Origin of the sequence: Halococcus hamelinensis 100A6 (assembly GCF_000336675.1) — an archaeon.
Taxonomy (GTDB): domain Archaea; phylum Halobacteriota; class Halobacteria; order Halobacteriales; family Halococcaceae; genus Halococcus; species Halococcus hamelinensis.
On the sequence record NZ_AOMB01000003.1, the window covers coordinates 62335 to 81130 of the forward strand.

Genomic DNA, 18796 nt, shown 5'->3' on the forward strand with positions numbered 1-18796 from the left:
TCCAATGGACGCCCGCGAACTGATCGAGCACATCTCTCGAAGCGACCGACGACTCGACATTTTGTGTGCGCTGCGAGAGCGCTCGGCGAAACCCGGCGAGTTGGCCGACCGCGCCGACGTCGAGCGCACACCTGTCTACACCGCTCTCGAAGACCTCGAAGAATCCGGGGCTGTCGCCTCGATCGACGGCCGGCGAAAGCTCACCGCCGCTGGCGATATTCCCGTCGCCGAGACGCTCGACGCCTGCGAAGCCGTTGGCCGCGAGGCGATCTTCCACCTCGCCTCCTCGACCGATAACAATCGCCTGCGGATTCTCGGCGGGCTCGCCGACTCGCTCTCGCGTGGTGAAATGGTCCACGACGACTCCTACCCATCGCGTTCGACGATTAACCGAACGCTGGAGGATTTCGAGGCGTTCGGCTGGATCACGCCCCGCCCGAACAGCACGCTCACGAAAGCAGGCCGGGCGGTGTACGATGCCTACACCGAGCTCGATCGCGTCGTGAACATCGTGGTGGATAAGCTAGTGTATCTCCGGCACGTCGACCCCTCGAAAGTCGACATACCCATCGACCTGATCGACGACGCGCGAGTGGTTCGCTCGCGTCCGAACCGGCCACAACGGGCGGATGCTCATATGCGAGAGCGAATCAACGAGGGCTTCGGCCACGCGAAGGTTTTTGCGAGCTACTATTCCGAAGCGGAGGTCACGCCGATGTTCGATCAGGTCGAGCAGGGTTCGTCGTGGGAAGCGGTCACGCCGCTGCCCTCGCACGCTCCACTACCCGACAGCCCGCCGGAGATCAAGCATTTTCGGATGGGGCTCGGCTCCGAGCGCGTCGAGTGGACCATCTATCCCGACGACTTGCCCATAGATATGATTCTGTTCGACAGCGATCGCGTTCTGTTGGGGACCGACGTTGAGCTCGAAACCACCCGCACCGACGCGATCCTCGATTCGACGAATCCTTCACTGATCGAGTGGTCGCACGACCTCTACGATGAGCACAAAAAGCGGGCGTCGACACCGCTCGACTATCTGCTCGACCCGATCAAGGAGAAGGGTATCTACCGGGCGTTGCGATTGGATTGGGCTCGCGGTCGGACGGCCGAGAACGACTAGCTGGTTGGTTCACCATCTGGTTCGGCAACGGTTCGCTCTTGCCATAGCACGACGGCCCAGAGAATTGCCATAAGCCCACAAAACCCGCCGAACACGTAGTTGCCCAAAGAGATGACGAATACACAGAGGCCGGCGTGACCGAGCACAACTGCTACCTGCGCCCACTTTCTCCGTTCGCTCATTGCTCAATGGGCTCCGGTACTGTCTTCGGAAGCTCTCGCAGCCGCTTGGCGGCCATATACTGCCGAGAAGAGTAGTTGAAAACCGGCGACTCGGTGGGTTCGGGCACGCCGGCGGCCTCGAACAGCGTGTTGGTGGTGATCTCGGCGTCGACGTCGGTCAGCGCCCACGGTCGGTGGTCGGCGGCTCCCGCAAACATCGACGTTCCCGTATTCGTCTGCCCTGTTCGAGAGCCGCCCTCGGTCGTTCCCATGACCTCCGAAAGCCGACGAAACTCCGGGCCGGCCTCGAAATAGTAGTTGGTGCGCTCGATTAGGAACTCCTCACGGCTGCCTTCCTCGGCGAACCCGCCTTCGTGGAGATCCTCGGGTCGGTAGGTCGCGGCGAAGCGGGCGGGCGTCCCACCCCGGCGCTCGCGGTAGCTCTCGACCGACCGCGTTCGCTGGCTGGTGTCGATGTCGACGTCAGCGTTGTAGTAGGGAATCCCGAAGCCGTTGCGAGCCAGCCACGAGGAGAGTTGGCCGTCCATTTCGAGAGCGATGAAGTAGATGCCCGTCTCGTCGCCGTGTGAGACGTAGGTGCGGAGGTTGATCGATGGGAGAGAGGGATGATAGGGCACGGCGCGAACCCGAGCGCCGGCGATGTCGACGACGAGCACGGTAATCCACGCGCTCCCATCGAAAGTATCGATCGAGAGCGGGTCTGGCACGACCGACCGTAGCTTCTCGGCTGCGATCGGCCAATGGGCAAAGAGCACGTCCCGAAGCATTACCTCGGCCGCTGGCTTCTCGCTCATACTCCTCTTTGACTGGAATCGAACATAAACATCCGTCTGGTGGCGAGCGAACCGACAATCCTCAAGACCCCCCACGGCAGAAAGGAATCGCATGAACGCGCGGGAGCTCATCGAACACATCTCTCGAAGCGACCAGCGTCTCGCTATTCTCCGGGCGCTGCGAGAGCGGTCGGCGAAACCCGGCGAATTGGCCGAGCGCGCCGGCGTCGATCGAACACCCGTCTACACCGCTTTAGAGGATCTCGAAGAATCCGGGGCGGTGGCCGCGATCGAGGGCCGCCGGAAGATGACGGCGGCAGGCGACGTCGCGGTGCGCGAGACGGCGACGGCGTGCGAAGCCGTTGGCCGCGAGGCGATCTCTCATCTGGCCTCCTCGACGGACAACAACCGCTTTCGCGTTCTCAGTGGGATCGACGACGGACTCTCGCGGGGTGAAATGGTCCATGACGATGCCTACCCGTCGCGTTCGACGATCAACAGGGCAATGGAGGATTTCGAGGCGTCCGAGTGGATCACGCCGCGCCCGGAGAGCATGGTCACGAAAGAGGGAAAAGAAATTCTCGACGCCTACGAGGAATTGCATCGCGTGGTCGGAATCGTCGTCGAGAAGATCGCGTATCTTCGGCTCGTCGATCCGAAGAAAATCGAGTTCCCGATCGAGCTGATCGCCGACGCCGAGGTGGTCGAGTCGCGTCCGAACCGACCCCAGCGCGCCGACGAACACCTCCGCCAGCGGATGCTGGAAGGCTTCGATCACGCCCGAATGTTCTCGCGGTACTACTCTGAGGCGGGCGTCGAAACCATGCTACGGGCGCTCGACGAAGGTTCGACGTGGGAATCGGTGTCGCCGCTGCCCTCGCACAACCCGCTGCCCGACAGTCGCACCGAGATCCGGCACTTCCGAGAATGTATCGCCGCTGATGGTGCGGACTGGCGAGTCTACCCCGACGACCTCCCGATCGACCTGATCATCTTCGACGACGACCGCGTGCTCTTTGGGTCGGACGAAGCTCTCGAAACCACCCGTCGGGATGCCATGCTCGATTCGACGAATCCCGCACTTATCGCGTGGGCGACCGAACTGTTCGAGGACTACCACCAGCAGGCTTCTACGCCGCTCGATTACCTGCTCGATCCGGTTCGAGAGAACGGGCTTTACAAAGCTCTCCGGCTGGATTGGGCGCGCGACCGTTTCAGTTAGTTACTGTTGGCTCGGCGGTAGAGGTAGAGGCGTCCGGGAATCGCACTGACGAATGTGGCGAGCATGATCAGGACGGTCCACATCGGAATGAACTGGATAGCTACCTGTATTCCGATGGCGGTGGAGAACAGAAACACGAATTTGAAGCGCTCGCTCTCCCACATTCGCCGTCTTACGGTCGTTAGCGAGACGAGCAGCATTGCAGTACCGAGCATGATGCCGAGAACTATCGAGACGGCGAGTTCGGCGGTTGTCGGAGTGATTTCAAAAAAGGGCTCCCAGAAAGCAAACGCGCCAAAGAGCGTGGTTGTGAGCAAGCACCAGCCGAGGTCATGCCGGAGTGCCCTTCTCGAACCGGGCGACCACTGCTCGGAAGACGTCGACATCGTTACCAGAGAATTGTAGCCACTCCCACAAATAACCGTGCGGTCAGCGGTAGAGTTCGTAGCCGCTCATGGCCGCGACGAGGAGAAATGCGAGAAACGCGCCGACCGACCAGATGCTATCGTAGTCCTGTAAAAGACCGACGCCGGTCGCCAGCGCGGCGAGCAACATTGCACCCGTGACCAGCCACAGTCGCCGGCGATCGATACTCCGGGAACGGTTCATAGCGCAGTAGAGAATCCGACACCTGAAATAGCTAATCGAGAGCCGGACTCCAGATCGCTCTACGAGGATTTCAACCCTGCGTCGGTATCGAGAGCTCGCGGATTCGCGCCATTCGCATGAACTGCTCGCGTGCGTAGTTGAATCGTGGCTCGCCCTCGGGCTGGGGTATCTCGGCGGCCTGAAAGAGCGTTCCTGCATCGACGGTCCCCTCGGCGTCGGTGATCTTCCACGAGTCGTGTTCGGCGGCTCCCGCGAACATTCCCGATCCGCTGCCGTCCGGTGAGCCAACACCCGTGGTCGTCCCGAGCATCTCGATGGTCTGGCGAAGCCGCGGCCCCGCTTCGAAAAAGTAGTTGGTGCGCTCAGTAAGGAACTCGTCGAGCGACCCGCTCTCGATCGCGCTCACGTCCTCGGTATTCGGGCGTACTGAGGCCGAGAATCGGGCCGGCGTCATGCCTCGCCGATTCCGCGTGCTCTCGACCGTGAACGCTCCATCGTGGTAGCCCCGCTCGATCTCGGCGTGGTAGTAGGGCATCCCGAAACCCAATCGACCGAACCACGACGAGATCAGGTCGTCGATCTCGAGATCGAGAAAGTAGACACCCGTCTCCTCCCCGTGTGAGACGTAGGTTCGGAGGTTGATCGACACGGCCGAAGGCCGGCGCGGGACGTGACGCACCTTCGCCTCGGCGAGCTTTACCGACACCGCACTGATCCACGCGCTCCCGCTGTGGGTGTCGATCGAGAGCGCATCGGGGACCAGCGCCCGGAGTTTCTCGGGCTGGATCGGCCAGTGAACGTAGAGAACGTCGCGCAACGCAACTTCGGCGAGCGGCCGCTCGGACATACTCGCTCTCGGTGGGTGTCCTCCTAACCAGTTCCGACCGCGGAATCTGAGGGGTTCTCGGGCGTACTGCCCGCCCAGCGGGTGTCGAGAGCGTCTGTCTGCCGTCCTTCGCTCTCCGGCGCGCTCAAAGAGAATGTCAAACACCTGCATGGATGTTCAGGGGGTACACAGTGTTTGGGCCATGCAAATATGACCCCGACGCGATTCGAGGTGAATAGAGACGCCGGGTGTCTCTGGCATCCGTCCCGGCCGTCTCGACCAAAAACAAATTGCAATGGCACAGCAGCGGCGGCTTGCACGCCCCACCGCAACCGATCCAACTCGCACCACGACCTCCCGCTAGGAGGATTCGTTGGTCGCGTGCAAGCCACATCGTGCAGTTTCGTTCCCGACGGCCCTTCCGGGTCGTCACCGTTCCTCTCCCCCACCGAGCAGTGGTCAGAGCTGACCTACTCGTCGAGGTCGACTGAACGAACCCGTCCAACGAGATCGCCGTTTCTGAGTGTGAGGTCATCGCGTGCTTCTTCGCTCGAACGCACGACGACGGGCGTTCGGTACTCGAACTGGCCTTTGACCCGCTGGGCGGCCGTGACTTGGACGTCGCTCGGGAGCTCGCCGAAGCCGTCGTAGAACACCAGCGTCTCCTCGGGCACGCGGGAGGCGGGAATCTCCTCGCTGGTGGTGTCGGGCGCGCACTCGACGGTGAGCACGTCCCGGTCGCCCGCTGCTTTCTCAACGATCGCCTCGACCTCGGCGTCGGTCCCGTCGATCAGGTGGATCACGCTCCCTGCCCGAAGTGCGTACTCGATTTCCTCGCGCAGTTCTCCGGGGCGATTGGATATGCCGATCGCCTCATCCATGAGAAGGCGCTTCTCCTCGGATGTGAGCGGTCGCTCCTTCTTTCGCAACTTCGCTACCTGTTCTTCGATGGGGTTCTCTTGGGTGGTCTCCTCGGCGTCCATCTCGTTGTCGTCGATCATGGTGATGTCACCTCGGCTTTCGCGCTCTCTCGAAGCGTGACCGCAACCTCCTCACCGTGTTTGAGGTCTGGTACGTCGCCGTCCTCGGTATCGAGCAGCCGGAGCATGGTCACGCCGTCGCCGGCGTCGACGACACGCGCTTCGACTGTTTGCTCCTCCGGTTCGAGGTGGCTCTCGATCGCGTCGAGTCGGTCGTGTATCGACGTGAGCGCGTCCGCATTGGGGTCTGCTTCGTCCGCTGTCGTCGCTTCCGGCGTCGATGCCGAGACAGCGGGCTCGGTGGGTGTTGGCTCGCTCTCGGCGCTCTCGTTGGTCTCGTAGTCGGGACTCGTTACGTCGCCACTCGGCCCGCTGAGTCGGCTCTCCAGTGCGTCCACGTCAAGACCCTCCGCCGCGAGGTCGGGCTCGGCACGTTCGCACGTCGGCAGCAAGAGGCCGGCGTCCGCACTCTCCAGTGCGGTCCCGAACCAGTTGCGTTGGGTGGGGTCGCCACCATTTCGGACGAGGGCGATGCCCTCGCTGGTCATCCACGGCGGCGGCGACCACTCGCCGGCCTCGAAGATGGGGTACGCCTGTCGGTCGTCAGTCGCCCACACGAAGGCGTGGTAGTTTTTGTTCTTGTATCGGTCTCGGCTCCGGCCGTGTTGATGGGTCACGACGACCTGTTCGGGCGAGAGCTCCTCGACGAGTTCGTCCACCGCGTACTCGGTCGGGTGGGCGACGACCTCGAAATCGTACATCGTACACCGGGCCGAGGCGATCGGCGGGTCGCCACCACCGAGTATCTGGACGAGCGTGGCGCTCTCGTCGTTCTGAATGGTCTCGAATAGGCGGCCCGAACTTCCCTCCGTCGGGACTTCCGGGCCGGCGATCGTCACCGTCTCGGGACCGAGCAGCGCATCGGGGTCTTCGTACTCCGGTATCGACTCGACACCCCGGAGGTTGTACCCGAGGTCATCGTAGAGCTTCGCGGCCTGTCCGACGAGGTTGATCGAGAGCCGCCGGTCGAGGCGCTCGCCGAGGTGGGAAAGCAGGTAGGCGTACCGAACGCCCATCAACCCCGAGGCACTCACGAGCACCGACGACCCGGCGTAGGCACGCTTGGCGATCGTGCCGATGGATTCGGTGAGCGCGTCGGTGTAGCAGTCGTTGGTCGCGCCCGTGAGAAAGAGGGCATCGACGTCGACCCCGAGGTCGCCGTCGAGGCCGGGATTGCCAGCGGCACGCTCGGGCGTCCAATCCCCGGTGGCGAGCACGGTTCGCTGCTCACCGCCGTCGTCCTCGTACTGCATCACGAAGCCCGCCGCACCGGGTACGTGGCCCACAGGAACGGGCGCGACTCGAACGCCACTTAGAGGGGACGCCCACTCCGTGATCGGTTCGAGCGCACCGAGGACTGCCTCGGGGTCGCCGAGGTCCGTCGCGGCGGAGCGCTGGGCTTCGGTGAGGACGGTTTCGAGCATCGAGGCGGTCGCCTCCGTTGCGTAGATGGGTGCGCCGTCGCGATGGTTCTCGGCAAGCGAGAGGTAGTGGTCGGCGTGGGCGTGGGTCAGGAGGATTGCCGTGAGGTACTCGTCGCTGTCGAGCATGGCATCAAGGTCGACCTCCGGGCCGGCGTCGACGAGAATACAGGCGGTTTGGTCGTGTTCGCTCTCGCGCTCACACCGGATGAGGAACGACTCGCTCCCGGCGTCCGGGTTGGCGTGCTGGAAGGAGAGTTTCACTGTACGACCTCCCGATTCGGGTCAGGATTTTCTCGTGGCTCTACGTTGACCTCACAGTTCTCAGTTGTGTTGAGTCTCATCACGTCTACCGAGAATTACCGCGGAATCCGGGATAAGCCTCGGCCTACTCACGCCATAAGACCGTTCCGTCGAGGAGGTACGACCCCACCTCGCAGGTTTCGTCCATACACGCGACTTCGGTGACGCTCTCGGCGTCCGGTAGTGGCTCGCCGGCGACCTCGCACTCCGGGCACTCCGGGACTTCCTCAACTGGTTCGCCCGTGAGATGCACCTCGAAGTCGCCGTCCGAGGATGGGTAGATAGCGACGTTCTCGCCCTCCGCCGGATCGCGCTCCGAGTCGGATTCGTCACTCACGACTGGCCACCATCCGAGAGCGCGAGCTCGCCGCCACTCCCGTCGCCGCCCTCGTAGTCCTGTCCGGCCAGCCGCATCTCCACCTGACTCGCCGAGCCCTCGTCCTTCGTGACGAGACACTCGTGGTCCGCGCCGTGAATCAAGCTCTCGTCGTGGCTCACGACGAACACCTGTGCGACGTCCCACTCTTTGATGGTGTCGAGCATCTGTTCGAGTTGCCCGACGTGACCTTCATCGAGGAACGTCGTCGGCTCGTCGAGGATGAACGGCGGAAGCGTCCCGCCAGCACCCCGGATCTGGGCGATGAGACGATAGATGCCCGCCCGGAGGGCGAGGTTCACGACCGCGCGTTCGCCACCGCTGGCGTTGGCGGGATCTTCCATCGTCCCATCATCCCGGAGCAGCTTGATGTCGTAGTCGTAGGTATCGTAGGTCTCGTCGTGTTCTTCGGTGATTCTGACCTGCTGATAGCTGCTGTTCTTGTAGATGTCTTTGAAGATGTCGTTGGCGTACTCGTTGAGATAGCCGAGGTAGGTTTCCCGAAGATCGGATTGCACCTCGTTGTAGATCGAGAGCGTGTGCTCGATGTCCTCCCGAACGCTGTCGGCCCAGCGTTCGCGGTGCTCTAACTCGGCGATGTTCTCGTGGAGGTCACGCAGGTTGTCGAGCGTCGTCTCCACGCTGGCGATCTCGCCCCGGAGGTCTTCGACCTCGCTTTGAGCCTCGTCACGCCACTGGCGATGATTTTCGATGTCGTTCTCGTACTCATCGATCCACTCCCGAAGCTCCTCGGGATCATACTCGCCGAGTTCGTGCTCTAGATCCTCCTTTTCGGCTTTGTAGGTCTCTTTCTGGTCGTCGAGGCGCTCGATTCGGTCGTCGGCGTGACTGATGGCCTGCTGGTGCTGGTCTATCTTGGTCTGGCGGTCGTCGATGGCGTCGTACTTCTCGTCGGCTTGTTTCACAACCTGTCGGCTCTCGTTGATCGCCTCCATCTCCGCCTCGGCTTCCTCGAAGGCTTCCTCGCGCTCCTCGACGGTGGCTTCGAGGTCGTCGATCTGCTCGTGGAGGTCGGATTCGTCGCCTTCCAGTTCCTCGATCTCCTCTCGGAGTTCGTCGCGGGCCTCGCGGAGTTGCTCGGCGTCCTCGCGGGCCTCCACCAGCGTATCGGTGTAGAAGTCGATGGCGTCGTTGACCGTGTTTCGGATGCCGCTCAACTGGCCGCTGCGGACTTGCAGTTGCTTCTGATCGTCCTGTAGGGACTGGATCTCGGCTTCGACGTTCTCGCGTTCGCTCTCTAGCTCGCTGATTTCCTCGTCGACGTGGGCCTCCTCGACGGGCTGGCCACACTTGGGACACTCGCCCGCCTCGCCGAGTCCCTCGAACTCCTCGATCTGGTCGTCGATGGTCTCGACTTTCGATTCGAGTCGGCCGATTTCGCCGGTGAGCTCGTTGATCTCGTCGCCGAGTTCCTCCCGGCGCTCGGGGATTCGTTCTCGTGCAAGCGGGGCGAGCGCGTCCGTCGCCACGCTGAGGTCTATCTCGCCCTCGTCCATCCCGAAGTTCGCTTCCACCTCGTATTCGTCGAGTGTCTCGGCGAGGTCACTGAGTTGCTCGCGGAGTTCGGTCTCGTGGTCCTCGACGTCGCTCTCGGCCTCGTCGATCGCTCGTTCCTGTTCTTCGGCCTGCTCACGGGCCTGCTCTAACTCGTCGGTGACGTCACCGAGGTCGGATTTGGCATCCAGCAGGTTGTCGCGGGCGTTGTTGTATTCATTTTCGAGCGTGTTCTTCTCTTTCTGGGCGGCGAGTACGTCGTCGTGGGCCTCGCTATGGGCGTCGGCCGTGCTCTCGGCGCTCGATAGGTCGTACTCCGTCTCCTCGTCGAGCGTATCGATCTCGTCTCGGAGGTCGTTGATCGCCGAGTTGTGCTCGCCAATGGTATCCTTCGCCTCTTGGCGTTCCTTCCGGGCCTCGATCTTCGAGTCCTTCGCGTCGTCGATTTGGCTCTGTTTGTTTTCCCGGCGTTCGGAGAGTGTGTCGTACCGTTCGAGTTGGTCGGTGTATTTGTTGAGTTTCGGGACAAGTTCCTCGTCGATGTGGTCCTGATGGCGCTGTACGAGGTCTTTTTGCTCGTCAATGTCGCTTTTGAGGCTCTGAACCTCCTCGATATAGCCGTCTTCATCTTTCTCGTATTCTTCGAGGTTCGCCTCTTGGCCTTTCCGGCGTTCCTGACACCGCTCGTAGGTGCGCCGAGCGCCGCGTCGGGTGAGTTTGGCGCGTTCGATGTAGCCCTCGATCTGATCGAGGCCGAGTAGGCTATCGATCATCTCGCCGCGGTCGTTCGCCTCTATGAGACGATCGATCTCGCCCTGCTGGACGTAGGCCGAGCTAGAGAAGTCGTCTTCGTCCATCCCGAGGAGATTCGTGACTTCTTGCTGCACATCCCGAATCCCCGAGACGGGATCGGAGAGCACCGGCGAGGAGAGCGTGGCCTTCGACGCCGCGCCGCTGTCGGGACTGGGCATCTCCCACTCGACAGTGTATTCGGTGTCGTCGACGACGAAATCCAGTTCGACTTTGCCTTTGTCCGCGCCGCGGCGCACGAGGTCGCCGACGTTGAACGAGTTGCCCTCGACGTTGGTGATGTTCGAGAGAAAGAGCCCGCCGAACATCCCGATCAGCAGGGAGGTCTTCCCCGCGCCGTTCTCGCCGTGGATGAGGATGGTTCCCTCGGGAAACTCGACAGTCTGGTCCTCGTAGCTGCGGATGTTCTGGAGTCGGATTCTGGTGATCTTCATTAGCTATCATCTCCTTCGCTGGCGAGGTCAGCGAACGACGTCTGACTGCTCGCGCCGTCGCTCTCGGCTTTCGTGCTCTCGCTGTCGTCGTCGGTGTCTTCATCCTCTGTATCGCTCCCGCCGTCGGTGGCCTCGGCTTCGACGGCCTCGCCTTCGCCTTCGTCGGGCGTGGGCGCGGTCTCGGCGCGTACCTCCGGTGGCTCGCCCTCGACTGGTTCGTCGTCGGCGTCCGCTTCCGTCTCGGCCTCGACGGGTTCGGGTTCGTCTCCGGTGTCGGCTGGCTCTGCGTCCGCTGGGGCCGGCTGGTCGCCGCTCTCATCGCTCTCGGCCTGTGCGGCGTCACTATCCCCACCTCCGCCCTCGACCGCCTCGACGGCGGCCTCGGCCTGCTCTCGGAGACGCTGTGCCGTCTCGATAGGGTCGGCGTCGTCGGGCTCGTTCGGCCCACCCGGCCCGGCGTTGGCGACTCGTTCGGCGAGCGGTGCGACGTCCTCCTCCTCGTCGTCTTCGGACTCGGGCTCGGCTTCCTCGTCGGCTTCCTGTTCGCCCTGTTCGGCGGCCTCATCGCTCTCGACAGGTTCCTCGGGGCTCTCGTCCGGCTCCTCGGCGGGACCATCGCCCAGCACGGCGTCGGGATTCTCGCTCTCGAAGGCGTCGTCCTGCGCTTCGGAGATCATCTGGTCGGCGTTATCATCGAGGGCCGCTGTCGAGGTGGCCTCGTCGCGGACCATGCTCTCCACATCGAGAGCGGGCTCGCTGAGGCCGGCTTTGGCGAGTCGCCGGTCGATCAGGGTATCGGGGTCTTCGACGTCCGCTGTCGGGTCCGCCCCTATATCGAGATGTTCGCGGCCTCGGTTGTCGTCGACGCGCGCCACTGCCGCACCCCTATCGAGCGCGATCTCGTGAACGTCGCTCGCCGTCAGTGACGTTCGCTTGCCGGTGAGGCTCACGACCGCTACGGCGTCCGTGAGGTCGACCTCCTCGAACTTCGAGCGGGCGTGTTCGTACCCATCGTTCTCCTCGAAGGTGATCGGTATCTGCTCGAAATCCCGCGTGTCGAGGGTGACGTGGCTCCGCGACATCGTATGCCCAGAAAAGTCCGAAAGCATCGTGATGGTGCGTGGGCCTTCCTCACCGGCGCTCCCGCGTTCGGTGGACCCAGCATACCATACATCGACGCCTTTGACGTCCTCGCTGACGGCCTCGTGATAATCCCCGAGCGCGAGCCCGTCGATCTCGAGATCCAGTCGGTCGATGACCGACTCGGCGGGGTACTCCGCCATGATCTCCGGTACGGGTGGGTGGAGCAACTGGTGCATACACAAGAGGCGATAGGCGTCGTCGTTCTCGGGAGGTTCGAGCTCGAAATCAGTGGTCTCCCACGCCGGGCTCGGCACGGCGTCGATGCCATAAATCGCCACTGCTTCCTCGCCCTCACCGACCATCGTCGGGGAGGAATCGAGGCGGCTGGCCGTGCCGGTGTAGGCCATGAGATCGAGCCACTGATCGTCCATCTTTCGGTCGTGGTTCCCGACGATCCCGAGGAATGGGATACCAGCGTCGTCGGCACGCCGGAGGACGTTGATACACTGGTTGACCTGCGGGAGCGGCGGCGTCCGCCGGTGAAAGAGGTCGCCGGTGTGAATGATGGCGTCGACGTCGCGCTCGATTGCGCGCTCGACTGATTGGGCGAAGGCGTCGGTGAAATCCTGCCTCCGAATGTCGCTGCCGTACTGGCGATTCCCGAGGTGGGTGTCGCTGATGTGGGCGATGTGGACCATGTAGCGGGTTTCTATTCCGGGGTTAGTCCGGTATCCGGTATAAGGATCGGGAGAAAGGAGAGTGAAAGTCGTCGTGGTCGCGTTGGCTTCCTACGGCTCCGAAACACCGGCATCAGCATCGGAATCGGCATCGGGATCTGGACCGGGAAGTGGGTGGAGAATCCCGTACCACAGTCGGTAGACGACGAGCCCCGCCGTTTCACCGATAGCGAGGCTCTCTCTGAACGCATCTGGATTCGACGCGAATCGAGCAAGCACCCGATCCTTCCCGCTCCAGAGAAAAGTGAACAGGAACCGTCGGCGTCGGCTCGTCCGAATCCCACAGACGTCGTGGTCGGAGAGCAACCCCGCGAGAACGGACGTTCCTGTCCCGAGCGCCAGAACGCCCGGCGAGAGGGGTTGATTCGCCTCGATTTCCTCGTCTTCGGGGAGGTCGGCTGTCGCCTTCCGAAGAAATAGCACGGCCCAGAGGCCGAACACGCAGAATCCAAACTCGAAAATGGCCTTGATTCGTCGGCGCACCATTCTCCCCGATAGAAGGCGCGGCCTCATGTAACCCGGTGGCTGTACCTACGTCGCGGTAGTTTCGACGAGTCCGTCGATCGTCGTGTTGGCGCTCTCGGTCGCTGCACCCATCGAGGACTCACTCGTTCCGAGGTGTGTGGTACGAGCGGTCGGCATCGACGAGGCAGGCGTCCCGGTCTGCTGTCGCGCCTCGGAGAGCCACGCCGGCGTTTCGAGCTCGGTCGAGTCGGCGTTCTCCAGCGTGATATGAACACGGACGGAGTTGCCGCCGGTCGGATTCGGCCGCACAGCGACCAGATCGCGGGTGACACCCTGCTCGTCGATCGAGAGCCGGTAATCAGCGGAAATGTTCGACTCCGAGAGCGCCCCGGAAACGACGTGCCGCGGCGAGCCGTTCACCTGCTGGGTCTCGACCGAGGTATTGTTTCGTTCGGCATCCGGGAGATACGTCGAGAGCGTCGTCGCGCCGAGCGTTCCATCGGTCAGAACTGAGTCGCCCGCGGGTTGTGCGTAGGCGGTCGTCCCATTTTGGTAGGTCTGGCGGACGTACGTCTCACCGTCCGTCGTCCACCCATCGAGGCGCGTGACGTTCGTACTGCCGGGGATCGAGCCCGTGTAGTTCGCACTGAATCCGATACGCTCGCCGGATTGGGATTTGTGGATGGTCTGGTTGAGCGAGAAGACGATGGTGCCGTTCGGCGCGACGACGCTACTGTTCGCCCGCGTGATCGTCGAGTGATTCTCCAGATACGCGGTGTGTGCTCGGAGAAGCGCCCCGGAGTTGGTGACGCCCGCGCTCGTCAGGCCGGGCGCGAGTTGCTGGGCCGAACTCGTTGTTGACTGGTCCGTGGGGGCGTCGAGGGGCGTCACGGTCGAACTGTTTGTAACCGTCTGCTGGTCGCCGCTAGAGGCGACGGTCGAATTAGTAGTGTTCTGCTGGCCGCCGCCGAGGATGCCATTGCAGCCAGCGAGCGTGAGCATCGCGGCGAGCGCGAGAACGCCAGCGATTCGTTTCGTCTGTCGAGAGCGAGATCCAGTCATGGAGGTATCCACAGAAGAATGCCCCGGCTTCCCGGATAAATGCCGGTCGGATCGGGTTCGGAGAATAACTTATCTGAGTGGTCGTCCTATAGCGAATTATGGCCAACTGGACACGCGGAGCTCGCGGCGAAGGACTTTATATGCTCGTGTGGGGGCTACTCACGCTCGCGTTCGTTCCGTTCGCCGGCTCGACCATTGGTATGGTGTTGGTTGGTATCTTCGGCCTCGCCTTTTGTTGGTACGGCGTTGGGATGGTTCGGTCGGACTCGCGGGCGCTTGCGTAGCGTCTCCGACCCGGCGAAAATTGTATAGGATATGCCAGAACAGTGAGCGTATGGATCGAGACGCGCTCGCCGAGCGGATTCGGGACTCGCTCCCTGATTTCGAGTCGGTGCTGATCGGCGTTCTCTGTCTCGGTGGGCTGTTGATCTTCCTCGATATACTCGGCATCGACGTTATCGAGAACATCCGCAACTCACAGGGCGGTGTCGTCTACTTCGTCTATCCAGTAACGATAGCATTGCTCTCGTATCTCATCGAGCGCTTCCGGGATGCCTTCGACGAACCCCACACGGCCGACGTTCCCGACCCGCTCGGCGACCGCGAGAGTGAAAGTGAGACCGAGGGCGACGAAAGTGAGGCCGAACCGGCGGCCGAGGAACGAACCGTCGAGTTCGCCCGCTCACGGAACGACTCCTCGGAGTAAGGATTCCTGCCGTCGCTACGACCTATCGGGGAACGATGATTGGTGCCGCTGCCGGAATCGGGTTAATTCTCTTTGGCATTGGCATCGTCTTCGTGAAATCGGCGGCGGATTCGTAGCAACTTCGTCGAGAAATCGTGTCTGAGTCGTATAGCATCCATCCACCGGAGCTTACTCACTCGGTATGGCCGCCCTCGAAAGAGAAGATTGTCCGCCGCGCCCACGCCGCGAGCTCAGCCCGACACCCCTTATCGAGCATTTCGCCCCTCCACGTCCATAGTTCGGGCTCGGCACCCAGCCCGCCCTGATTGTAGACGTCGTGCATGAGAGCGTACTCCGCCTGCGGGTGGGCGAGAATATCCACTCCAAGAACGGACGTGTGATCGCTGATATTCAGCCGATTCTTCCGGGCTTGGTGGTCCACCGTGTCGGATTCTGTGGCGTTGGACTGCATGGTGTGTAGTGCTCTCGGAGCTACGGCCGAGCGGTCAGATACCCCGCCGCGGTGAGCACTGCGAGCGCGGTCATGACGGCGAGCCCGATCGAGAGCGAGCTCGCCCCGCCGACGCCGGCGAGCGCGAATACAGGCAAGAGGACGACCAGCCCGGCGGCCCCGAGAACGCTCGTCTCGGGGATCGAGAGCCCGCGCTGCTCGACGGGTTCGGGATTCATACTTCGGCCTCCGCTTCTATGTCCTCCGGGTTGGCCTCCTCCTCATCGTCGTCGAAGGTCGTGACGTTCGCCTCCGCCGAGAGATGAGTCCCGTTGACGAGGATCGGGTTCACGGCAATGTTCTCGGTCGCTAGCACGGGCTTGATCGTATTCCTATCGGGATGCTCGCGCTCGATCACCCCGACCTCGTAGAGAATATCGAGGTCGTCCGAGACATCCGAGTAGTTGCGATCGAGGTGACGAGCGAGCGCCCGCTGGGATTCGATCTCCACATCGGAGCCGAGGGCGTCGAGAATTTCCAGTCGCTTCTCGGTCATCACATCCCGAGCGTCCTCCCACGACAGTACCATCGGCCTCTCGTATCCGGCGGCGTTGAGCGCCGTCGAGAACAGGTGCGTGCGGAGGATGGCGTGGCTCTCCTCGTCCATCTCCGCCTCGGCGTACTGCTGGTCTATCGCCGACGCCCCCTTCTCTAGGAGCGTCGATTTCCCGGTGCTCTCGCTCGCTGGCTGGTCGTCCGCCGAGTCACTTGATTCGTCCATATGATAGGGCGATAGCCTATCGGTAAAAGAGTTGGGGAGATTGAGTGTTCATTGCCGGGTTTGCTCGTAGCGAGTTTCGCCGACAAAGCCGGCAATGAGCACGATGAGTCCGGCAAGAAACATGAGGGGGCCAAGCGTTCCGAGGATCGGCGCGGTGGCGGCGAACATACTGCCGGTGGTCATGAGTGTCGCACCCAATATCATCCATTTGATCTCGCGTACCGCTTCGCTGTGCATGGGTTCGGTATCCAATGCCTACGAGAAACAGCCCTCGGATAGCCTCTCGATTCACACACCGTGGGTGGAGTTCCTGATTCCGAGGTGGGCGAACACGAATAGAGTAGCGAGAAACCACACCCCGACCACGCCGTTCACAAGGGCGCTTGGAAACCCGGCAACGAGTATCGAGAACGCGGCCATGATGACCGCGACCACGGTCAGCGATTTGTAGACACGGACGAAATTTGCCTTCGTTAGTACCCGGTCGGACGAAACAGCGCGGTTAGTCGTCATATATAGCGCTCTAGAACGCACAACCATGAGTCTTCAGGCGGCGCTGTGGCGACTCTCGGTGGTTTAATCGACAAAACACCTCGTGGGTTGCTCTGAAACCGAGTCTGGTAGTTGAAGGCCAGATGGCCGTAGTAATTGCAAAACCTCGGGGGTTGCTCTGGAACAGGTGTCGAGTAGGACGATGTGGCCGCGTCGGTGGTTGCAAAACCTCAGTGGGTTGCTCTGGAATTGTATTCCAATCAGCAGTGGTATGAAACTGCCTCTCGCAATTGCAAAACCTCAGTGGGTTTCTCTGGAAGTGGGACTACGGCGCACCTCATAGGGATTTAGCTTCTTTCAAGACCTCGTGGGTTGCTCTGGAACAAGTCCCTCGGAGGTCAGCACCATCCCATCGTTGCTGTTTCAAGACCCTCCGGTTGCTCTGGAACACTCGCTCGTTCGGCCGCCGTTTTGGTATATCTTCGGGTCGCTCTCGGAGTGGGATATTTCACGTCCCACGTACAATTATCTCGTATGGAGATCCGGGGACGCTCGCTCCGAAATCGTGTGTTCAATGCCGTGTTCGCCACTGTGCTCATGTTTATCGGCGCGAGTCTCGCCGAGGGCTCGCTTAACTGGACGCTCCTACTGATCGGCGTGCCGTTGCTACTCGTCCTCGAACTGCTCGGTGACGTCCTCGGTCGACGCATCCGGGAGTGGCGAGCATCATGAGCACTCGGATCGCCGGTATCCCGACGCTGTATCTCTACAACGGGTCGATTATCGCCTACGGCGGCGCGTTCTTCCTCGACAATCTGACCGCGATTCTCGACGGAACCGCTGGGCTCGCGGAGCAAGTCGCTGTGTTTGCTGCGGCGCTGTTGGTCGTCATTGGGGGCTACGAACTACTCACGAACGACCCCGCCGAGTACGATGCTGATACCCCCATCGTCGCGTTGCTGGTCGTCGGGGCGACACTAGTGCTGGCCAGCTACGCGATCGAGTTTCTCGCGTTGGGCTGAGGCTCATACTGTGGATTTAAGCCTCGACACGCAAAGGCGAGAGTATGGAACAGAACGCGGGGCGCTTCTCTCCCTCGATCGAATACGGGTTGGTGATCGTCTTCGCCCTCATGGGTGTCGCCGTCGTGGGCTCGGGTGCTCTCGGTTTCTATCTCGGTATCACGGCCCTCTCGAATTACGTGCTCGTGACGGCCGGACTCGTGATGGTCGGGACGACGGCCTTCGAGATCGTCACTGGCGACCCCGGCAGATACACGGGGACGAACGGCTGGATCATCGCTCTCGTCGTAATGGCGATGGTGTCGTTGGCTGCGATCGCGCTACAATTCCTCTAAATCCACGACGTCCGGCGCGACTTTTTGTGCGATGCCGGGGCAACTCTCGATATGCTCGGTATTCTCGATCGACTCTCGCTCGAACCACTGTATCTGTGGGTCGGGCTCGTTCTCGGCGTCGGTGGGGCTGGCATTTTGTACGGCGTGCTCTTTCTCCGTGGGGCCGGCTCGCTGGCCGTCGGGGCCTGCCTGCTGGTCGGCGGCGCGCTCAACATCCTGCTCGCCGTCCGCGAAGGACTGTCCCGCGTTCCCGACGAGCTCGGCCTTCGGGAGTGGGCGACGATCGCCGTTTCCGCTGTAGTCTCGATCGGTGTCGCCGTCGGGCTCGTCTTCGGGGCCTAAACTGTCGCCGGTATTTTTGTGGGATGCCGCTTGATGGGTCGGTATGAGCGAGACGATCGACCGCCTGCCGATTCCCCGACTCTACCTCGGACTCGCTCCAATATTGCTCGTTGGTGTGGTCTATACCCTCGCCGGCGTCGTGGCGTTCCTGACGAATACGGAACCGGCGTATGGGTGGATGATCCCCGTGTTCGGAGTGCTGTTCCTCGGGATTTCCGGCCACAAGCTCTACACGACCTCGCCCGACGACGACTCGGTAGCGGACTACTGGATCGTGCTCCAGTATTTCTTCGCGGTCGTTCTGCTGGTGTCGTATGCGAGCGGTGCCGGCCTGATCAGTCTGTAGTCGACGAGAGCGTTCGTCGCCGGAATTTTTGTGGGATGGCAAGCAAACCCGAGCTATGAGCAATCTGGTCGACCGACTCCCGATGCCCCAACTCTACCTCCAGTCGGGAATGATGGCCCTCGGCGGTCTTCTGCTTGGCCTGCTTGGCGTTCTCTTTTTACTGGATGGGGAGGATTACTGGTGGGCGATAGCCCTCATGGGTGGAAGCAACGTTTTCGGTGGAGCGGCGATGCACTACGAATACGATCCCACCGAGTATTCGATCGGAAACAGATGGCTTGCGTTCGCGTTCGGTGCTCTCGTCGTCGAGCTCGCACTGTTCGTTTTCGTAGCGCTCGCATTGGTGTGAGAAATCGGCGCG

At 61.9% G+C, this 18796-nt stretch carries 25 protein-coding genes; 9 read left to right on the plus strand and 16 right to left on the minus strand.

What is annotated here, in order from left to right; genetic code table 11:
* Positions 1-4: 4 nt before the first annotated feature.
* On the plus strand, positions 5-1123 hold the full coding sequence (locus C447_RS00345) for a transcriptional regulator FilR1 domain-containing protein (protein WP_007689711.1): 1119 nt from the start codon (positions 5-7) through the stop codon (positions 1121-1123).
* 178 nt (positions 1124-1301) lie between these two features.
* Here the strand turns inward: C447_RS00345 and C447_RS00350 are convergent, their stop codons facing one another.
* Entirely contained in the window at positions 1302-2210 is a 909-nt protein-coding gene (locus C447_RS00350) for a YqjF family protein (RefSeq protein WP_237713454.1), read from the minus strand.
* On the opposite strand from C447_RS00350, the gene C447_RS00355 reads away from it, so the two are divergent.
* A complete protein-coding gene (locus C447_RS00355; RefSeq protein ID WP_007689714.1) occupies positions 2191-3300 on the plus strand; it encodes a transcriptional regulator FilR1 domain-containing protein in 1110 nt (369 codons plus the stop codon). The two genes, C447_RS00350 and C447_RS00355, sit on opposite strands and share 20 nt — an antisense overlap.
* Here C447_RS00355 and C447_RS00360 read toward each other — a convergent pair.
* The 10 genes from C447_RS00360 to C447_RS00400 form a co-directional block, all read right to left on the minus strand.
* On the minus strand, positions 3297-3686 hold the full coding sequence (locus C447_RS00360) for a hypothetical protein (RefSeq protein ID WP_007689715.1): 390 nt from the start codon (positions 3684-3686) through the stop codon (positions 3297-3299). The genes C447_RS00355 and C447_RS00360 overlap by 4 nt on opposite strands.
* 43 nt (positions 3687-3729) lie before the next feature.
* Positions 3730-3909, minus strand: coding sequence for a hypothetical protein (locus C447_RS17520; protein WP_152416112.1), 180 nt, complete (start codon positions 3907-3909; stop codon positions 3730-3732).
* Between the two features lie 70 nt (positions 3910-3979).
* Entirely contained in the window at positions 3980-4756 is a 777-nt protein-coding gene (locus C447_RS00365; RefSeq protein WP_007689716.1) for a YqjF family protein, read from the minus strand.
* A 449-nt stretch (positions 4757-5205) separates the two neighbouring features.
* Complete coding sequence (locus C447_RS00370; RefSeq protein ID WP_007689717.1) at positions 5206-5736, minus strand: hypothetical protein; 531 nt, start codon at positions 5734-5736, stop codon at positions 5206-5208.
* On the minus strand, positions 5733-7460 hold the full coding sequence (locus C447_RS00375; protein WP_007689718.1) for an MBL fold metallo-hydrolase: 1728 nt from the start codon (positions 7458-7460) through the stop codon (positions 5733-5735). The genes C447_RS00370 and C447_RS00375 overlap by 4 nt, the downstream gene beginning before the upstream one ends.
* Before the next feature lie 124 nt (positions 7461-7584).
* Positions 7585-7836 carry a hypothetical protein gene (locus C447_RS00380; RefSeq protein ID WP_007689719.1) on the minus strand — a complete coding sequence of 84 codons (252 nt, stop codon included), beginning with the start codon at positions 7834-7836 and terminating at the stop codon, positions 7585-7587.
* Entirely contained in the window at positions 7833-10634 is a 2802-nt protein-coding gene (locus tag C447_RS00385; RefSeq protein ID WP_007689720.1) for an AAA family ATPase, read from the minus strand. The genes C447_RS00380 and C447_RS00385 overlap by 4 nt, the downstream gene beginning before the upstream one ends.
* The gene (locus C447_RS00390; protein WP_007689721.1) at positions 10634-12415 is read right to left on the minus strand and encodes a metallophosphoesterase; all 1782 of its coding nucleotides are present in this window, start codon (positions 12413-12415) and stop codon (positions 10634-10636) included. The genes C447_RS00385 and C447_RS00390 overlap by 1 nt, the downstream gene beginning before the upstream one ends.
* A 90-nt stretch (positions 12416-12505) precedes the next feature.
* Positions 12506-12940, minus strand: a complete 435-nt coding sequence (locus C447_RS00395) for a hypothetical protein (RefSeq protein WP_007689722.1) — start codon at positions 12938-12940, stop codon at positions 12506-12508.
* A gap of 45 nt (positions 12941-12985) precedes the next feature.
* Entirely contained in the window at positions 12986-13981 is a 996-nt protein-coding gene (locus tag C447_RS00400; protein ID WP_237713453.1) for a hypothetical protein, read from the minus strand.
* 334 nt (positions 13982-14315) lie between these two features.
* Between C447_RS00400 and C447_RS00405 the strand changes: the two genes are divergently transcribed.
* Positions 14316-14687, plus strand: coding sequence for a hypothetical protein (locus C447_RS00405; protein WP_007689724.1), 372 nt, complete (start codon positions 14316-14318; stop codon positions 14685-14687).
* A 172-nt stretch (positions 14688-14859) separates the two neighbouring features.
* On the opposite strand, the gene C447_RS00410 is transcribed toward C447_RS00405, so the two are convergent.
* From C447_RS00410 to C447_RS00430, 5 genes are read right to left on the minus strand one after another with little or no spacing between them, the layout of a single operon-like run.
* Complete coding sequence (locus tag C447_RS00410; protein WP_007689725.1) at positions 14860-15138, minus strand: hypothetical protein; 279 nt, start codon at positions 15136-15138, stop codon at positions 14860-14862.
* Positions 15139-15158: 20 nt separating this feature from the next.
* On the minus strand, positions 15159-15356 hold the full coding sequence (locus tag C447_RS00415; RefSeq protein WP_007689726.1) for a hypothetical protein: 198 nt from the start codon (positions 15354-15356) through the stop codon (positions 15159-15161).
* Positions 15353-15898 carry an HVO_A0114 family putative DNA-binding protein gene (locus C447_RS00420; protein ID WP_007689727.1) on the minus strand — a complete coding sequence of 182 codons (546 nt, stop codon included), beginning with the start codon at positions 15896-15898 and terminating at the stop codon, positions 15353-15355. The genes C447_RS00415 and C447_RS00420 overlap by 4 nt, the downstream gene beginning before the upstream one ends.
* A gap of 48 nt (positions 15899-15946) precedes the next feature.
* Entirely contained in the window at positions 15947-16135 is a 189-nt protein-coding gene (locus C447_RS00425; RefSeq protein ID WP_007689728.1) for a hypothetical protein, read from the minus strand.
* Between the two features lie 51 nt (positions 16136-16186).
* The gene (locus tag C447_RS00430) at positions 16187-16411 is read right to left on the minus strand and encodes a hypothetical protein (protein WP_007689730.1); all 225 of its coding nucleotides are present in this window, start codon (positions 16409-16411) and stop codon (positions 16187-16189) included.
* 513 nt (positions 16412-16924) lie between these two features.
* Here C447_RS00430 and C447_RS17525 point away from each other — a divergent pair.
* Genes C447_RS17525 through C447_RS00455 form a run of 6 tightly spaced genes read left to right on the plus strand, consistent with a single transcriptional unit; the run spans position 16925 to position 18784 of the window.
* Entirely contained in the window at positions 16925-17122 is a 198-nt protein-coding gene (locus C447_RS17525; RefSeq protein ID WP_152416113.1) for a hypothetical protein, read from the plus strand.
* Positions 17119-17412 (plus strand): hypothetical protein, encoded by a 294-nt coding sequence (locus tag C447_RS00435; RefSeq protein ID WP_010612648.1) that lies wholly within the window; start codon positions 17119-17121, stop codon positions 17410-17412. The genes C447_RS17525 and C447_RS00435 overlap by 4 nt, the downstream gene beginning before the upstream one ends.
* Before the next feature lie 44 nt (positions 17413-17456).
* Positions 17457-17747 (plus strand): hypothetical protein, encoded by a 291-nt coding sequence (locus tag C447_RS00440; RefSeq protein ID WP_007689735.1) that lies wholly within the window; start codon positions 17457-17459, stop codon positions 17745-17747.
* 51 nt (positions 17748-17798) lie between these two features.
* Positions 17799-18089: a hypothetical protein gene (locus C447_RS00445; protein ID WP_007689736.1), complete on the plus strand. Its 291-nt coding sequence runs from the start codon at positions 17799-17801 to the stop codon at positions 18087-18089.
* Between the two features lie 43 nt (positions 18090-18132).
* Entirely contained in the window at positions 18133-18435 is a 303-nt protein-coding gene (locus tag C447_RS00450) for a hypothetical protein (RefSeq protein WP_007689738.1), read from the plus strand.
* Positions 18436-18490: 55 nt separating this feature from the next.
* Complete coding sequence (locus tag C447_RS00455; RefSeq protein ID WP_237713452.1) at positions 18491-18784, plus strand: hypothetical protein; 294 nt, start codon at positions 18491-18493, stop codon at positions 18782-18784.
* The last annotated feature ends 12 nt before the right edge of the window (positions 18785-18796 follow it).

Bases quoted from the DNA above. Each gene is read 5' to 3' on its own strand.
- C447_RS00345 (WP_007689711.1), top strand. From the start codon at position 5: ATGGACGCCCGCGAACTGATCGAGCACATCTCTCGAAGCGACCGACGA.
- C447_RS00355 (WP_007689714.1), top strand. From the start codon at position 2,191: ATGAACGCGCGGGAGCTCATCGAACACATCTCTCGAAGCGACCAGCGT.
- C447_RS00350 (WP_237713454.1), bottom strand. From the start codon at position 2,210: ATGAGCTCCCGCGCGTTCATGCGATTCCTTTCTGCCGTGGGGGGTCTT.
- C447_RS00360 (WP_007689715.1), bottom strand. From the start codon at position 3,686: ATGTCGACGTCTTCCGAGCAGTGGTCGCCCGGTTCGAGAAGGGCACTC.
- C447_RS17520 (WP_152416112.1), bottom strand. From the start codon at position 3,909: ATGAACCGTTCCCGGAGTATCGATCGCCGGCGACTGTGGCTGGTCACG.
- C447_RS00365 (WP_007689716.1), bottom strand. From the start codon at position 4,756: ATGTCCGAGCGGCCGCTCGCCGAAGTTGCGTTGCGCGACGTTCTCTAC.
- C447_RS00370 (WP_007689717.1), bottom strand. From the start codon at position 5,736: ATGATCGACGACAACGAGATGGACGCCGAGGAGACCACCCAAGAGAAC.
- C447_RS00385 (WP_007689720.1), bottom strand. From the start codon at position 10,634: ATGAAGATCACCAGAATCCGACTCCAGAACATCCGCAGCTACGAGGAC.
- C447_RS00390 (WP_007689721.1), bottom strand. From the start codon at position 12,415: ATGGTCCACATCGCCCACATCAGCGACACCCACCTCGGGAATCGCCAG.
- C447_RS00395 (WP_007689722.1), bottom strand. From the start codon at position 12,940: ATGGTGCGCCGACGAATCAAGGCCATTTTCGAGTTTGGATTCTGCGTG.
- C447_RS00400 (WP_237713453.1), bottom strand. From the start codon at position 13,981: ATGACTGGATCTCGCTCTCGACAGACGAAACGAATCGCTGGCGTTCTC.
- C447_RS00405 (WP_007689724.1), top strand. From the start codon at position 14,316: ATGGATCGAGACGCGCTCGCCGAGCGGATTCGGGACTCGCTCCCTGAT.
- C447_RS00410 (WP_007689725.1), bottom strand. From the start codon at position 15,138: ATGCAGTCCAACGCCACAGAATCCGACACGGTGGACCACCAAGCCCGG.
- C447_RS00415 (WP_007689726.1), bottom strand. From the start codon at position 15,356: ATGAATCCCGAACCCGTCGAGCAGCGCGGGCTCTCGATCCCCGAGACG.
- C447_RS00420 (WP_007689727.1), bottom strand. From the start codon at position 15,898: ATGGACGAATCAAGTGACTCGGCGGACGACCAGCCAGCGAGCGAGAGC.
- C447_RS00425 (WP_007689728.1), bottom strand. From the start codon at position 16,135: ATGCACAGCGAAGCGGTACGCGAGATCAAATGGATGATATTGGGTGCG.
- C447_RS00430 (WP_007689730.1), bottom strand. From the start codon at position 16,411: ATGACGACTAACCGCGCTGTTTCGTCCGACCGGGTACTAACGAAGGCA.
- C447_RS17525 (WP_152416113.1), top strand. From the start codon at position 16,925: ATGGAGATCCGGGGACGCTCGCTCCGAAATCGTGTGTTCAATGCCGTG.
- C447_RS00435 (WP_010612648.1), top strand. From the start codon at position 17,119: ATGAGCACTCGGATCGCCGGTATCCCGACGCTGTATCTCTACAACGGG.
- C447_RS00440 (WP_007689735.1), top strand. From the start codon at position 17,457: ATGGAACAGAACGCGGGGCGCTTCTCTCCCTCGATCGAATACGGGTTG.
- C447_RS00445 (WP_007689736.1), top strand. From the start codon at position 17,799: ATGCTCGGTATTCTCGATCGACTCTCGCTCGAACCACTGTATCTGTGG.
- C447_RS00450 (WP_007689738.1), top strand. From the start codon at position 18,133: ATGAGCGAGACGATCGACCGCCTGCCGATTCCCCGACTCTACCTCGGA.
- C447_RS00455 (WP_237713452.1), top strand. From the start codon at position 18,491: ATGAGCAATCTGGTCGACCGACTCCCGATGCCCCAACTCTACCTCCAG.